Below are 14489 nucleotides of genomic sequence, written 5' to 3'. Positions count from 1 at the left end.
GTCTAGCTTGCGATGGCTTGGAGGTTACCGGCGAGATACTCGTTGCGGGCCTTTACGCGGCTCAGCTTGCCCGAAGACGTGCGGGGCAGGGACCGTGGCGGCACCAGTTCGATCATGCAATTGATGCCGGTCGAGGACTGGATATGTTTCTTGAGCGCCGCTACGAACTTGATCCGGTCGTCGGTCTCGAGAATTCGGCACTGCGCAAGAATGAGCGGTACTTCTTCGGCGTTTTCGCCAGGGATGGAGATCGCGGCCACATCGCCGGTTTTCACGCCCGGCAGCTGTTCGGCAGCCCATTCGATGTCCTGCGGCCAATGGTTGCGACCGTTGACAATGATCATATCCTTGGCGCGGCCCACGATATAGATGCAGCCGTCCTTCATGTAACCCATGTCGCCGGTATCTAACCAGCCTTCAGGGCTCAGGACCGCGCGGGTTGTCTCCGGGTCATTGAAATATTCACGCATCACCGACGTGCCGCGCAGGAACACACGGCCAACGGTGCGCTCAGGCACCACATTGCCGTCTTCATCGCGCATCTCAACGTCATATTCCGGCAGCGGCTTGCCGCAGTTGACAACCTCACGCATGCGCGGTGCCTCGTCGGAGCCGTTGACCAGCACATGTTTGTCGCCGGTGAGCATGCTTTCTTCAATAAGGTCTACCTCAATGCCTTTGCCAACAGCGCCGAAGCTGACGCCAAGGGTGCATTCCGCAAGGCCATAGCTTGGCAGGAAGGCTTCCATCTTGAAGCCGATATCCTTGAAGGTCTCATAGAAGGCGCGCATCACTTCAGGGCGGATCATTTCCGCGCCGCAACCGGCCACACGCACGTGTGAAAGGTCAAGGCCTTCCATGGCGCTGGAGCGGAGCGCTGCCCGGCGTGAGCAGATGTCAAACCCGAAGGTCGGGCTGTAGGTGATGGTGCCTTTGTTGGCGCTGAGCACGCGCAGCCATGAAAGCGGACGGCGCGCGAATTCTTCGGTCGGGATAAAGTCAACCGACACCTGGGTCGTCAGCGTGGTCAACAATGTGCCCACGAGGCCCATGTCATGATAAAACGGCAGCCATGAGCAGCAGCGGTCATCTTCGCCGATGTGAACGCCGTGGTAGCCCATGCCGTGGGTGTTGGACAAGAGCGACCGATGCGTTACAGCCACACCGTGCGGGAAGCGGGTAGAACCCGAGCTATACTGCAGGTAGGCCAAATCATCAGGCTCAGGCAGGCGAACATCGCCATTGCCTTCGGCATTCAGATAGTCCTGGTATGAGCCGGAGAAGCGCAGTTTTATGCCTTCAATGGCTTCTGAGACGATCTCATCCATGAAGGAGGGGGCCATCAGGCCATTGGCGTCACAGCTTTGCATCTGCATCTGAAGCTGGGACACATAGCCGTCCTTACCACCAAAGGAGGTCGGAAGGGGCAGTGGCACCGGCAGTACGCTGGCGTACTGGCAGCCTACGAAGAAACAGACGAAATCAGCGCTGGTTTCGGCGATGAGGGCGATCCGGTCGCCTTTCTCGAATCCCATGCCGACAAGTTTGCGGCCGATCACTTCGGCACGGTCGCGTACTTCTCGCCACGGAAGTGATTCCACCAAGTCGCCACGGGCGTTAAAGAAATTCGGGCCGCGAAGCCCTTTGGCCGCGTACTCGATTGCTTCAACAAGCGTGTCAAAATCCGAATAGCGCCGTGGAAGCGTTGGATCTTGTGTTGGTGTCACATCAGTCATTACGTCGGCTTCAACCATATTTGCCCCAAGATTTTACCTTGGCCGGACCCTAACAAAACAAAACACAAAGCCTTCGGCACGCCGAAACTTTATATAAATTACATATTTAGCACACAAATGCCTAGGCCAAAAAAGCGCTTGATTTTGACCTACCATTCCCTGTTCACTCAGAAACAGTCATGTGCTTGAATATTACGGCTGAATTACAGTCTGTTCCCTGACTGCGCAAGTGAATTCTGGCCCTTTAGTTAAACGCACCGCCCGAATAGAAGAGGATTGAGGCCAAAAAATGACACTGCTGTCATCCAGTTTCAGTAACGATTTGATCAATAGTGTGAGGGAACAGACCCCGGGCACAAACACTACGCTTCATCTGGATAATTGCGGTTCCTCGCTGATGCCGACGCCGGTGATCGACGCGATTGAGGCCCATCTGGCGCAGGAGATTTACCACGGCGGCTATGTTGCGCAAGAGCAACAGTCTGAGGCCCTTGAGGGCGCTTATGAGGCCATTGCAAGCCTTCTGGGTGCGCGCAGGGACGAGATGGCGCTGACGGGGAGTGCGGTCGAAGCCTGGGCAAAGGCCTTCTACAGTGTGCCGTTTGAGCGCGGCGACAATATCGTGACGGCTTTCAATGAATACTGCAGCAACTTCGTTTCCTTCCTGCAGCTTCGGGACCGCTTTGGTCTGGAAGTTCGGGTGGCGCGGGCAGGCCAGGACGGGACGCTGGATGTTGACCATCTTGAAAGCCTGGTTGATGACCGGACCAAACTGATCGCCATTGCCATGGTGCCTTCATCGAGCGGGCAGGTGAACCCAGTGGCTGATGTGGGGCGCATCGCGCGCGACCGGGGCGTGCTTTACTTGCTGGATGCCTGCCAGACCGTGGGGCAGATGCGCGTGGATGTGGGTGAGATCGGCTGCCATATGCTGGCGGGTACATCACGCAAATTCCTGCGCGGGCCGCGCGGCGTCGGGTTCTTGTATGTGCAGTCTGACGCGCTCAAGCGCCTTGATCCGGTATTTCTGTCAAACCAGGCGGCAGCCTGGGTGGCCGAAGACAGCTACGACTTGCGCACAGACGCAGGGGTGTTTGAGGACTGGGAGCGGTCAGTCGTTAACCAGTTAGGGTTTGGTGCAGCGGTGCGGTATCTGCAGTCGTTGGGGCCAGAGGCCTGCTATGAGCGAATTCAGACGCTGGCAGGCTATCTGCGCGATAAGCTTTACCGGTTGCCGGGGGTGATCGGCACCTGTCCTGCAGATGCCAATGCCGCCATCATTACCTTCAACCGCGAAGGCCTGCAGGCGGGGGACGTCAAGAAGCACCTGGCGGCAGAGGGGATCAATGTTCAGATTGCCAGCGTGGTTCACACCCGCCTTGACCTGGCTGCCCGCGGGATCGACACCACAGTGCGCGTATCACCGCACTATTATAATACCAAGGAGGAGATTGATCGCTTTCTTGGTGCGGTGGAGGCCATGTGACCCAGGGCAAGGAAGAAAAACCCAATGCCCGAAAGCAGGGGCGGCGCAAGGTCAGCGAAGGCTATCTTGAGCGCGCGGCGCTGCATTATCTTGGGCGCTTCGCCACCACAGAAGCCAACCTGCGCGCGGTGTTGGAACGCAAAATCAGGCGCCGTAATGAGGACAGCGCCCCGCCAACCGACGAGCAGCGCGGCTGGGTGGATACTGTGGTCGCCAAATGTGTTCGCTACGGCTATGTGGACGATGCAACATATGCCCGCAGCCGCGTGGAGGCGCTGATCCGCAAGGGCAAGCCCACGCGCATGATTGCGCAGGATCTCCGCTATAAGGGTGTTCCCGCGGATATTGCAGAGGCCGCGCTGAATGAAGCGCGTGAGGATGGCGACGTTGATGCAGACAGGCAGGCCGCCGCAGCCTATGTGCGTCGCCGCCGGTTTGGTTCCTTTCGCCGCGCGGACAGGGATGTGGAAGGCAAGCTGGAAAAAGAGAAAGCAGCCATGATGCGCGCTGGGTTTTCCTATGGCCTGGTTGCGGAAGTGCTGGCCATGAGCCAAGATGAAATCCTGGAGCTGCTGCCTTAGCCTAATCCGGCGTGGCTCCAAACTGGGCCAGTGCCTCTGGCGTATCCAGGTCAATCAATATGCCCGGGTCGTCCACCGGCACCTCGCAGACCAGTGCCTCCTGATCATGAATAAGGTGCCTGCCGCCCTTGTCGCCTTCAACGGTCATCAGCATGTCCACCATATCCCGGTGCCACAGCACTGGGTTGCCGCGTTTGCCGTTGAAGGTGGGGATGAATATCTTGAACTCTGACAGGCGCCTGCCAGCTTGCCATAAAGCTTGCAGGGTCTCTGGTTTTACAAAGGGCATGTCACCAAGGCACACGCAGGCGAACTCTGCGCTTTCGGGCATTTCGGCGAGCCCCATTTTCAGGCTGCTGGCCATGCCGGTTTGGAAGCCATCATTGTGAAGGCGCCTGTATTTCATGCCGGAAAGGGCGGCTTCAACGGCATCGCCTTCATGACCAGTGACCACGATTGGGGGGCTAAACGCTGCCTGGGTTATTGCGGAAAGGCTTTGCCGGATAACACTGTGGCCGTTCATGCGCGACAGCAGCTTGTTTTGCGCACCTGACCTGCTTGAGCGACCAGCCGCCAATACAATGGGCTGAACCTGAATTTGGCCTTGTGCATGCAGGGGTGCGCGAGGCTCTGGCCGATATGGTGTTTCCTTTAGAAGCCCGCCAACGCCCATGCCTGCGATATGATCGCGGCCAATGGGTAGCCGGGCGGCGAAGCGCTCCAGAACCCAGTCAAGGCCATTCAGGGCAGGGGATCGGGCACAGCCGGGCAGGCCGATCACAGTGATTCCCTTCAGGCTGCCCAGCATCAAAAGATTTCCCGGGTCCACCGGCATGCCAAGCGAGATAATCTCGCCGCCGGCGGCTTCCAGCGCGGCGGGGATGACATCGCGTCGGTCACTGATGGCGGAAAGCCCCAGGATTAAAAGAAGGTCCGGGGTCTGGTCCGCAGCGTGCTTCAATGCCGCGCCGAGGGCTTTGACGGTATGACCGCAACTGGTGTGGGCCTCAATCGTACCCTGAAGGCCCGACAGCCGGTTTTCCGTCATTCGGTAGGCTTTGTCCGAGAGTTCCTGGCCGGTTGCCAGCAAGTGGGCCTTAAATGGCAGGAAGGGCGCGACCGAGAGCTTGCCTTCTAGCGCAGACACCCTGTCCAGGCTGGCGCGCTTGACCGCATAGGGGATGATCTTTGCGGTCGCCACCAATTGTCCTTCTGCCACGGGGGCAAAGTCCGGCAGGGTGGACAGCGCGATTGCCTCATCTGCCTCATTCACGCTGTTCAGCGCGGCTGGCGCCAGCAAAAGACCAGCTTGTACAGCATGCAGATTGCATCGGCCGCGTGTGGAAAGCCCAAGTTTCAGGCCCGGGCCTGCGACCTGTCGGGCCACAGCCCCAGCGGCTTCATCTTCCGGGATGTCATCCTTATCCAAGCGAAAAGCATACAGCCTGCTGATTCCCTGCGCGCTAAGGGCTGCAATATGATCCGCCGTCAGCGTCAGGCCTTTGGGTAGTTTCTTATCGCCCGCCCGCACGCTGTGCGCCAGCGACCATCCTTCGGCTTCCTGCGTGCTAATCTCCCGGAATTCCATCAGTGGCCCCTGCGTACAAGTGTGATTTCCGCCATGATGGAGATGGCGATTTCTGCCGGGGTCTTGGCACCGATATCCAGCCCCACAGGGCCATGGATGCGCTTGAGGTCTTCGTTGCTGAAGTCCTTCTTCTCAAGGCGGCTCAGGCGCGCGCTGTGGGTTTTCCTGCTGCCCAGGCTGCCGATATAGAAAACATCACTTTTCAGTGCCGGGATAAGGGCCACGTCATCGATCTTTGGATCATGCGTCAGGGTGACAACGGCCGTATGACCATCCAGGCTTGCCTTGGCTAGATAGTCGTCCGGCCAGTCTTCAATGAGGGTCGCATCACCGAAGGAACGGCTTTCGGTAAAGGCCGCGCGCGGGTCAATGATGGTCACGTCATATCCGGCATCGGTCGCGATCGGCGCCAGATGCTGGGCGATGTGCACAGCCCCAATGATCATCAGCCGGTATTTCGGCGTTACCGGCAGTGTCAGTCTGTTATCGTCAAAAGCGAGGTCAGATGGTGCACCCGTGGGCTGAAACTCGAATGTGCCGGTGTTCAGGTCAAATGCTACATAGCCCGCGTTCCGTGCTTTGATTGCGTCACAGAGTGCCCGGGCTTTGCCCGATACATCACCGGACAGGGCAATGATTAAAATCTCAATCTGTCCCCCGCATGCCAGGCTGACTTCCCAGGCTTGCTCGCTGGAGACGGTGAAGCTCAGAAACTTGCTGCCGCCGACATGGGCCAGTTGATTGGCTTCCGCGATCACGGTGCCTTCAACGCAGCCGCCGGATACCGACCCTTCGAAACGGCCATCGCTTGCGATTGCCATGAGGCTGCCGACGCCTCTGGGTGCCGATCCCCATGTCTTGGTGACCACGGCAAGTGCGGTCTTGAGCCCGGACTGATGCCAGTCAGACAGAGATGCGAAAATTTTTTCCATGAATTGTTGCCGTTCTCACCCGCTTGATCGTCTTATTAACGGTAATCTGCAGAGCAAGCATGCGCAAGATCAACCTTTGACCCATGCTGCATGCCCGGTCAAAGGGTTTGGCTTGATTTGGGTCCCGTCGCGCAGTAAAAGCAAGCCCTGTATCTTTTGCCTGAAACAAAACGGGCTGAACAGTAAAGAGGAAAATAATATGGCGTCGCTTTTCGCGAACCCAGCGGGTAGGAACTTCCTGGGTAACTCCGCCGAATGGTACAAATTTACCATTCTGGCCTTTCTGATCATCAACCCACTGCTATTCTATTTCGTCAGCCCTTACGTGGCTGGTTGGGCTTTGGTTCTTGAATTTATCTTTACTCTTGCGATGGCCCTCAAGTGCTATCCGCTTCAGCCGGGCGGTCTTCTCGCCTTTGAAGCTGTCGTCATCGGCATGACGTCGCCAGCGACGCTGGAGCATGAAATTGAAGCAAACCTTGAGGTTATCCTCCTTTTGGTCTTCATGGTTGCCGGTATCTACTTCATGAAGAACATGCTTTTGTTCGTGTTCACCAAGATTTTGGTGAAGGTACGCAACAAAGTAATGCTGTCGCTGCTGTTCTGCTTTATGGCCGCTTTCCTGTCCGCGTTCCTTGACGCGCTTACGGTGACGGCTGTTGTGATCGCCATCTCGGTTGGTTTCTACTCGATCTACCACAAGGTGGCTTCGGGCAAGGAATTCCATCACGACCACGACCACATGCAAGACCACGAGCTTGATAAGCTGAGGGCAGAAGACCTGGAAGGTTTCCGTGCCTTCCTGCGTAGCCTGATGATGCACGCGGCTGTTGGTACTGCCCTTGGCGGCGTGATGACACTGGTGGGCGAGCCACAGAACATTCTGATCGCGACGCAGGCTAACTGGGAATTTGTTGAATTCTTCTTCCGCATGCTGCCGGTAACCTTGCCTGTTCTGATCGCAGGCCTGGCTACTTGTGCAGCCCTGGAGATGACAGGCATCATGGGTTATGGCTCCAAGATTCCTGAAAAGGTTATGCACGTCATTGCCGATTATGACGCCTATCAGGGCGAGCGTCGGACGGCGCGCGACAAGGCCTCGCTGGTTATCCAGGGCATTGTCGGCGTGTGGCTTATCGTGGCGCTCCTGTTCCACTTCGCGGCTGTTGGCATCATCGGCCTGTCGGTTATCGTGCTGGCATCTGCCTTCACAGGCATTACCGAAGAGCATCAGATTGGTCACGCGTTTGAAGAGGCCCTGCCTTTCACCGCGCTTCTGGTGGTGTTCTTTGCCGTTGTGGGCGTGATTGCGGATAACAACCTGTTCAAGCCTGTTACAGACTTTGTTCTGGGCCTTGATGGCCACGGCCAGATCACTGCGCTATACATGGCCAACGGCTTCCTGTCTGCCATTTCGGATAATGTCTTTGTGGCAACGGTCTATATCAGTGAAATGACCAAGGCGCTTGCCAATGACGTGATTTCCCGTGACACGTTCGACCTGATGGCTGTTGCCATCAACACGGGCACCAATATCCCGTCGGTTGCTACGCCAAATGGTCAGGCTGCATTCCTGTTTCTGTTGACGTCGGCACTCGCACCTCTGATCCGCCTGTCTTACATGACCATGGTGAAAATGGCGCTGCCATACACAATTGTCATGTCCATCGTGGGCTATATCGGGGTGGCAAATTTCCTCGAGCCAATGACGGATAAGTTGTACGAAAACCACTATATCGAGCATCATCACGAGAAGGTTGGTGAGGCTCCAGACGTAGGCGATCACTAAAAAATCGCCTGCTAAACAACAAGTTGCTTTGCGGCGCCTGCGACAAAATGGTTGCGGGCGCCGTTTTTTATGACTAGCATTGTCTGATATTGCTAATTTTTAGTGCCTGTGCAGGGTATTCCTAAGGGGGGAATGGTATGGACGGCCGTAGTACGATCTGTTCAGAGGAACGGCCCGATGAAGTGAGTCAGCTTGTGACTGGCAGGGTCAAGTGGTTTGACGCCGTGAAGGGGTACGGCTTTATCGTGCCCGATGAAGATGACGGCGATGTGCTTTTGCACTTTTCTGTTTTGAGAGACGTTGGGCGCCGGTCAGTGCCTGAAGGAACAACTGTTGTTTGTCAGGCTGTTGTGCGTGATAAAGGACGGCAGGCGACTGAGGTTCAGTCGCTCGATCTGTCCACAGCCGTTGCACCTGAAGATCTGGGCCGCTCGTCTTTCTCGCATCCCGGTATGGATATTGATGTTTCGCCAGACTTCGAAGATGTCGTGGTGAAATGGTTCAATCGCACCAAAGGATATGGTTTCGTATCCCGCGGCGAAGGAACTCAGGATATTTTCGTCCATATCGAAACGCTGCGTCGTGCGGGGCTCACGGACCTGGAACCAAGCCAGGAAGTGCGGGTACGCATCGGTACCGGCGAGCGTGGGCCTCTGGTAGCACAAATTGCGCTTCCGGGGGATGCGTGACGCATCTGTTTGCCATGAAGCGTGCAAAAATGAATATGCGACAAGGATGGGCGATTAGCGCTTTCTTCTTGTCGCTTTTTCTTATTGTACTGGGTGTCAGCACACACGCGCGGGCCGATATGGGGCTCGTTCGCGTAGACAGTGAAAACGGTTCCCATGAGTTTGGTGTTGAGTTGGCATTGACGCCGCCTGCCCAGGCACGTGGCCTCATGTTCCGAGGAAAGCTCGATCCCGACAAGGGGATGCTATTTGTGTTTCCAAGCGCGGATATGCGGTCTTTCTGGATGAAAAATACGCTGATCCCGCTTGATATTATCTTCATCCGTGAAAACGGCAGCATCATCAATATCGTTGAGAATGCTGAGCCCCAGACGCTGACACCACGCCGGTCCCTGGCGCCAGCTGTGGCTGTGCTGGAAATTGCTGGTGGTCGTGCCCGCGAACTGGGCATCAAGCCCGGTGATGTGGTGCGGCACGATTTCCTGGGCAATATGGGGTCGCGCTGATGCGCTCTGAGCCACGTCGCGCCACACCCGATATGGTGGCGGCTGCCAACCCGCCGGAAGGCTTTGAGCCCATTCTATCAAACAGCCCGTTTGGTTGGGAAAATGGACCGATTTTCGAAAAAGCTGACGATAGCGGTAGGGTACGCGGATTTCGCGTGGCTGACCGGCATATTAATGCTGGCGGCGCGTGCCACGGCGGCATGATCATGACGTTTGCTGATATCCTGCTGGCAACGGCCGTATTTGATGTGGCCGAACCGCCATTCGTGACCGTGCGCCTGACCACTGATTTTATCGGCCCGGCCTTCAAGGACGAATGGCTGGAGGGCAGGGCGGAGGTTACAGGTGTTGATGATGGCCTTGTAGCGGTGACAGGGCGGATGGTTGCCGAAGGGCGACAGGTAGCGAGCGTGAGCGGCCTTTTTAAGGTAATCCGTTCACGCTCCCGCCCTTAAAGCCCCCGCGACTACAGCTCAATGACGAGGTCAGTCAGCTTGTCGACCCCGATAAGAAAGATGCTGTCGCCTTCACCCAGATTAAGCATCAGGCCCTGGGCGCCATTCTGTGTTGTCAGGTGGGCTGACGTTAAAATCTGGGAAATACTGTCGAACCGGTCGCTATAGCCTTCAAGCATCAGTGTGTCGTTCCCGAGGCCGAAGTCCAGAATGATATCTGCGCCGCTGCCTTCCTTGAAATAGAAAGCATCATCGCCGGTACCGCCCGAAAGAATATCGTTCCCGGTGCCGCCATATATATCATCATGTCCGCCGTCGCCATCCAGCGTATCGTTGCCGGCCCCGCCAAAGAGCGTGTCATTATCAGCGCCGCCCGAGACGTCATCCGCGCCCCCGGATGCAAAGACCAGATCGTTGCCTTCCCCTGCATCAATAACATCGTTTGTGCCGGTGTCATTTGCATCGTTCTTGCCGCCATAGATGACGTCATGGCCTTCGCCGCCATAGATGATGTCGTCGCCTTCACCGCCACCGATGATATCATCGCCACGTGCGCCATAGACCTTGTCATTGCCGCTGCCGCCATAAATGGCGTTCTTGGCTGGTGAGCCATAGTCATACGGATTGCCCTCAGCGTCCGTGTCGTCGTCCAGGAGCGGGTTACCGCCGTGGATGGTATCATCTCCGGCGCCCCCGAAGATGGTGTCCTCGCCGTCCAGTCGTTCTTCATAAGCCACGAACACAAGGTCGCGGATGTCGCTGGTGCTAAGCTGCCCGCCCACAATAAGGTCGTTGCCCGCGCCGCCGCCAATGACATCATCGCCTGCGCCGCCGATAATGGTGTCGTCGCCTGCGTCACCTGCGCCAGCCCATGCCACGTCGTCGCCATCGCCCAGCGTGATGGAATCGTCGCCGCCGCCGCCGGTGACGGTGTCATCGCCGGACCGCGCGGCAATCACATTGGCTGCTGCGTCTCCCTGGATTTTGTTGGCGCTAACGTCTCCGCCATAGGGATTGATGACGGTGAAGCTTTTCTCCGCCAGCGCAAGTGTTGTCCGGTTGAAAGCCGCGTCATTCAGGGATAGGCGCTCAATGGTGAAGTTCCCATCGGGGAAGATATTGGCAAACTCGAAGGTGGCTGTGCCGCCTGTGGCATCATCATTCAGAACGGCTGCAGCATTCAATTGGTAAAGCCCGCCTTTATCGCTTCTGAGCATCAGGGATGCGCTTTTGATGCCGGTATCGTCCAGTCCGTTGTCTGTGGCCTCGAACGTCAGAACCAGGCTACCGCCATCGGCCCCGATGGTAACGGCTTGATCGATGGTGAAGCCCGTCACGGCAGGCGAAGAGGAATCCTCAAGGGCCGCCCGGTCAGCGACATTGATGATGGTCTCATAGCCCAGTTCCTGCAGCTTATCGGTGCCGAGAAGGTGCGTGTTACCCTGGTCGTCCGAGATGCGCAGGCGGGTCAGGACATAGTCACCCGCGGGGGCTGCTGTATTGAATGCCGAAAGACCGATCATGCCGCCCTTGATGTCGCCGAACAATCCCCATTCGCCGCCCACGACGGCTGGTGAGCCTTCGCCGATGTCGAATTCGAACTCTATCAGGTTCAGACCTGATGAAGGGTCCTCCACCCCTAGGCTGAAACTGATTTCGACGGAGTCATCGTCATTTGTTGAGAACGGGTTATCGGACGCGATCGTGAAACTACGGCTGGGCAGGTCCAGTGAAGAGATATCCGGCGCGATGCGGTCTTCTTGTGGCACCTCCAGAAAAACGAAGCGCGTTTCCGCCAGGCTGGACAGTGCATCTGCCTCGAATACATGGGAATAAGGCAAATCAGGATTTGTCTCTGTGTCGAAGTCGATGGTCACCCGGTCGAGCGCCCATTCGCCGCTGGGGTCATATTCGTCCAGTTCTACGGTGACAAATTCCAGATTATCGCTATCGGACAAGTCAACAGAGCCATGGGCTGTTCGCCCAGTTGGTGAGACAAGCACGACCGATACTTCATTGATGAAGGCAACCATGCTGGTTGCCAAATCAACATGGACAGTGACACTAGGCGCGTCGGCTTCACCGCCGCCGGGCACTGGTGTGCCGATGGTGACGGCATTGATGACAAGCTCACCGCCTTCGGGCAGGGTCCCAGGGTCCTGCTCGGTTGCGCTCTGCCTAGAGCCGTCTTTTGCGGAACCCCGCCACGAATCTTTGCTTTTGGTCGCCATAATTTCCCCCAATCATAAGCGATAGCCCAATGGCTTGGCCACCACTTGAGTGAACAATATAGGTAAAATTAAGGCGGGAAAATATTTTATCCCTGGTTGCGGTCACAATGCTGTTAACTGCATTTCTGGTTTTTGAGGGCACGACATGGTAGGGGCGGAACGCTTGGTCGGAAATGCAAAGCACCAATTTAGAAGGAAGCACATGTCTGTTGAAAAAATGTATGCCGGTTTTCTGGGGGAATGGCAGCTGGAGCCTGCTCGATCGCACTTCGGGCAGGGGGAAGCCCCTGTCGCTGGTGGATATACCATCAGTGAAAGCCGTGAAGGGCTGGTGTTTGTGATCAGTTGGCAGGACGGTGAGGGCAAAGACCATTCCTTCAGTTTCACAGGCATCCCAGACGGGGAAGCGCGGCCGTTCGCGGGCGATGACCTGATCGATTCAATGTCGGTTTCTGCGCCGACCGAGTCCGAGCTTACAAGCAGGGCCTTTTACAAGGGGCGTGAATTGATGACGGCGAAGCGTGTTCTTATGGAAGATGGTGCGGTGATGGAGATTACCCAGTCTGTGCTGCTCCCTGATGGTTCACAGCCCGCGAACCTTGCACGCTACAGGCGGAAACTGCATTCCTGAGGACGCCGAAAATATTTTGAAGTTTTTTTGAATTTTCCACTTGCATTCAAAATCGCCAAACATTAGAAAGCGCGGGCGTCGGGGAGTGGCGCAGCCTGGTAGCGCACCTGTTTTGGGTACAGGGGGTCGCTAGTTCGAATCTAGTCTCCCCGACCATTTCTCTCCTTATCAGGAGGAGAGCAAGAGAGAGGCCTCTGTCGGTATCGGCGAGGCCTCTTTTTTCTTGGCATCCCGTGATGGGGATAGCATATTTCGGTGTTCCCTTTCCCGACACTTTGGGATAGGGTGCGCAGCCGTCGGCCTGGGTTGGCCGATGAGTGAATTGTTTGCCGCCCACTGGGGCGGTGTTGGTGAACCAATGGGGCTCAATGATGAAGGCACGCATTTACCAACCTGCAAAGAATGCCATGCAATCTGGCACTGCGAACACGCACCAGTGGATTCTCGAGTTTGAGCCGGAGCTCGCTCGCAAGATTGATCCGCTCATGGGCTGGACCAGCTCTGCCGATATGCGCAGCCAGGTGAAGATGAAGTTCGAAAGCCTTGAAGCGGCGCAGGCCTATGCTGAACGGAACGGCATACCCTATGACGTGAAGCCGGTTCACAAGAAGAAGCGCCACATCCAGGCCTACGCCGACAACTTCAAATAAGATTTCAAGAGTGCGGTCCCGTAGCTCAACTGGATAGAGCAGCTGACTTCTAATCAGCAGGTTGGGGGTTCGAGTCCTCCCGGGATCGCCAGTCTTTCTAGTAATTTCTTGCTGTAAAAACCTTAATTTGTCACACTGGCGTCACACTGAAATGGCGGGAGTGGCTTTTTTGGCAACGATTCGACAGCGCAAGAACCAGGACGGTTCGAAAACATGGCAGGTGCAGATCAGGCGCAAGGGTCATGCACCAATTTCCAGGACATTTGATAGCAAGAAAGATGCGGAGCTGTGGGCCCGTGGCCATGAACGAACCATGGACTTGGGCGAGTACAAGGACCTTAGGGTTGCGCAGGCTTTAACTCTTTCTGATGCTCTTGATCGATATGTGGAAACACGCGAGAGGGGCGGCAAGCCGCTAAGCGCGCCTTCGATGCGGATGGTAAGGAAGTGGCAGAAACATAGGTTGGCCCTGGTAGCATTAGCCAATTTGACAGCTGCAGATTTGGCGAGTTGGCGCGATGAAAGACTGGCAGAAGGTCGATCTGCGAGTACAATACGAAATGAGATTAGCCATATTTCCAATGTCTTCACGCTAGCTCGCACAGAGTGGGCTCTTGGGAAGATCAAAAATCCCGTTAGGGATGTGAATTGGCCTTCTACTAATGGCAATGGGCGCGATCGTCGTCTTGCACCAGGTGAAGAAGAGAAGATCCTTGAGCAATGTGACACATCCGTCAAGAGTATCTGGGTCAAGCCCATGATTATCTTAGCCTTGGAAACGGCTGCGCGGCGTGGTGAGCTGCTATCTGTTGTTTGGGAGGATGTGGACCTGGAAAAGCGTGAGATGAGGTTCAGGGGTACTAAAAATGGCGATGATCGCTCCATCCCGTTATCAACCCGTGCGGTTGAGGTGTTGAAGGGCCTACCCTCTGCGGATGCGAAGCAGGGCAGGGTAATAGACTGCAAGGAGGTGGCATTTGTTCAATGTTGGCAACGCTTGCAGAAGCAGCTTTGCAAGAAAGGTATAAGGGACCTGCGCTTTCATGATCTGCGCCATGAGGCAACAAGTCGGCTCATTGAAAAAGGATTGGGCGTGATGGAGGCCGCGCATGTCACAGGGCACCGAAGCCTGCAGATGCTCAAGCGCTACACCCACATCAGACCGCAAAGCCTGCTGGATAAGATTGGTTGAGAGATTGTGTGATATAGTCCATT

General features: G+C 56.3%; 13 protein-coding genes and 2 tRNA genes. 11 read left to right on the top strand and 4 right to left on the bottom strand.

Annotated features, from left to right (window positions below):
* Nucleotides 1-2: 2 nt before the first annotated feature.
* Entirely contained in the window at nt 3-1754 is a 1752-nt protein-coding gene (locus tag ACFO5Q_RS04000; RefSeq protein ID WP_068147517.1) for a fatty acyl-AMP ligase, read from the bottom strand.
* Between the two features lie 271 nt (nt 1755-2025).
* Between ACFO5Q_RS04000 and ACFO5Q_RS03995 the strand changes: the two genes are divergently transcribed.
* The gene (locus ACFO5Q_RS03995; protein ID WP_068147520.1) at nt 2026-3222 is read left to right on the top strand and encodes an aminotransferase class V-fold PLP-dependent enzyme; all 1197 of its coding nucleotides are present in this window, start codon (nt 2026-2028) and stop codon (nt 3220-3222) included.
* The gene (locus ACFO5Q_RS03990) at nt 3219-3803 is read left to right on the top strand and encodes a regulatory protein RecX (protein WP_068147524.1); all 585 of its coding nucleotides are present in this window, start codon (nt 3219-3221) and stop codon (nt 3801-3803) included. The genes ACFO5Q_RS03995 and ACFO5Q_RS03990 overlap by 4 nt, the downstream gene beginning before the upstream one ends.
* A 1-nt stretch (nt 3804) precedes the next feature.
* Here ACFO5Q_RS03990 and ACFO5Q_RS03985 read toward each other — a convergent pair whose 3' ends face one another.
* Both ACFO5Q_RS03985 and ACFO5Q_RS03980 read right to left on the bottom strand, forming a co-directional pair.
* On the bottom strand, nt 3805-5391 hold the full coding sequence (locus tag ACFO5Q_RS03985) for an NTP transferase domain-containing protein (RefSeq protein ID WP_068147527.1): 1587 nt from the start codon (nt 5389-5391) through the stop codon (nt 3805-3807).
* Nucleotides 5391-6323 (bottom strand): XdhC family protein, encoded by a 933-nt coding sequence (locus ACFO5Q_RS03980; RefSeq protein WP_068147530.1) that lies wholly within the window; start codon nt 6321-6323, stop codon nt 5391-5393. The genes ACFO5Q_RS03985 and ACFO5Q_RS03980 overlap by 1 nt, the downstream gene beginning before the upstream one ends.
* 199 nt (nt 6324-6522) lie before the next feature.
* Here ACFO5Q_RS03980 and nhaB point away from each other — a divergent pair, with 199 nt between their 5' ends.
* The 4 genes from nhaB (at nt 6523) to ACFO5Q_RS03960 (ending at nt 9762) form a co-directional block, all read left to right on the top strand.
* Nucleotides 6523-8112: a sodium/proton antiporter NhaB gene (gene nhaB / locus ACFO5Q_RS03975; RefSeq protein WP_068147531.1), complete on the top strand. Its 1590-nt coding sequence runs from the start codon at nt 6523-6525 to the stop codon at nt 8110-8112.
* A 137-nt stretch (nt 8113-8249) separates the two neighbouring features.
* Complete coding sequence (locus ACFO5Q_RS03970; protein WP_068147533.1) at nt 8250-8801, top strand: cold-shock protein; 552 nt, start codon at nt 8250-8252, stop codon at nt 8799-8801.
* Nucleotides 8798-9307, top strand: coding sequence for a DUF192 domain-containing protein (locus tag ACFO5Q_RS03965; protein WP_380084287.1), 510 nt, complete (start codon nt 8798-8800; stop codon nt 9305-9307). Before ACFO5Q_RS03970 ends, ACFO5Q_RS03965 begins: the two co-directional genes overlap by 4 nt.
* Nucleotides 9307-9762 (top strand): PaaI family thioesterase, encoded by a 456-nt coding sequence (locus tag ACFO5Q_RS03960; RefSeq protein WP_068147535.1) that lies wholly within the window; start codon nt 9307-9309, stop codon nt 9760-9762. Before ACFO5Q_RS03965 ends, ACFO5Q_RS03960 begins: the two co-directional genes overlap by 1 nt.
* A gap of 11 nt (nt 9763-9773) precedes the next feature.
* Here ACFO5Q_RS03960 and ACFO5Q_RS03955 read toward each other — a convergent pair whose 3' ends face one another.
* Nucleotides 9774-11993: a calcium-binding protein gene (locus ACFO5Q_RS03955; protein ID WP_068147539.1), complete on the bottom strand. Its 2220-nt coding sequence runs from the start codon at nt 11991-11993 to the stop codon at nt 9774-9776.
* 202 nt (nt 11994-12195) lie between these two features.
* Between ACFO5Q_RS03955 and ACFO5Q_RS03950 the strand changes: the two genes are divergently transcribed.
* From ACFO5Q_RS03950 to ACFO5Q_RS03930, 5 genes are all read left to right on the top strand, one after another.
* A complete protein-coding gene (locus tag ACFO5Q_RS03950; protein ID WP_068147542.1) occupies nt 12196-12624 on the top strand; it encodes a hypothetical protein in 429 nt (142 codons plus the stop codon).
* A gap of 79 nt (nt 12625-12703) precedes the next feature.
* Nucleotides 12704-12780 (top strand) — tRNA-Pro (locus tag ACFO5Q_RS03945).
* A 215-nt stretch (nt 12781-12995) separates the two neighbouring features.
* The gene (locus ACFO5Q_RS03940) at nt 12996-13274 is read left to right on the top strand and encodes an ETC complex I subunit (protein WP_068147544.1); all 279 of its coding nucleotides are present in this window, start codon (nt 12996-12998) and stop codon (nt 13272-13274) included.
* A 14-nt stretch (nt 13275-13288) separates the two neighbouring features.
* Nucleotides 13289-13365 (top strand) — tRNA-Arg (locus ACFO5Q_RS03935).
* Nucleotides 13366-13443: 78 nt separating this feature from the next.
* Entirely contained in the window at nt 13444-14466 is a 1023-nt protein-coding gene (locus tag ACFO5Q_RS03930) for a site-specific integrase (RefSeq protein ID WP_197421058.1), read from the top strand.
* Nucleotides 14467-14489: the final 23 nt, after the last annotated feature.

The sequence above is a fragment of the Kordiimonas lipolytica genome (assembly GCF_042651265.1).
Taxonomy (GTDB): domain Bacteria; phylum Pseudomonadota; class Alphaproteobacteria; order Sphingomonadales; family Kordiimonadaceae; genus Kordiimonas; species Kordiimonas lipolytica.
This window is presented reverse-complemented; position numbering and strand designations above follow the sequence as displayed.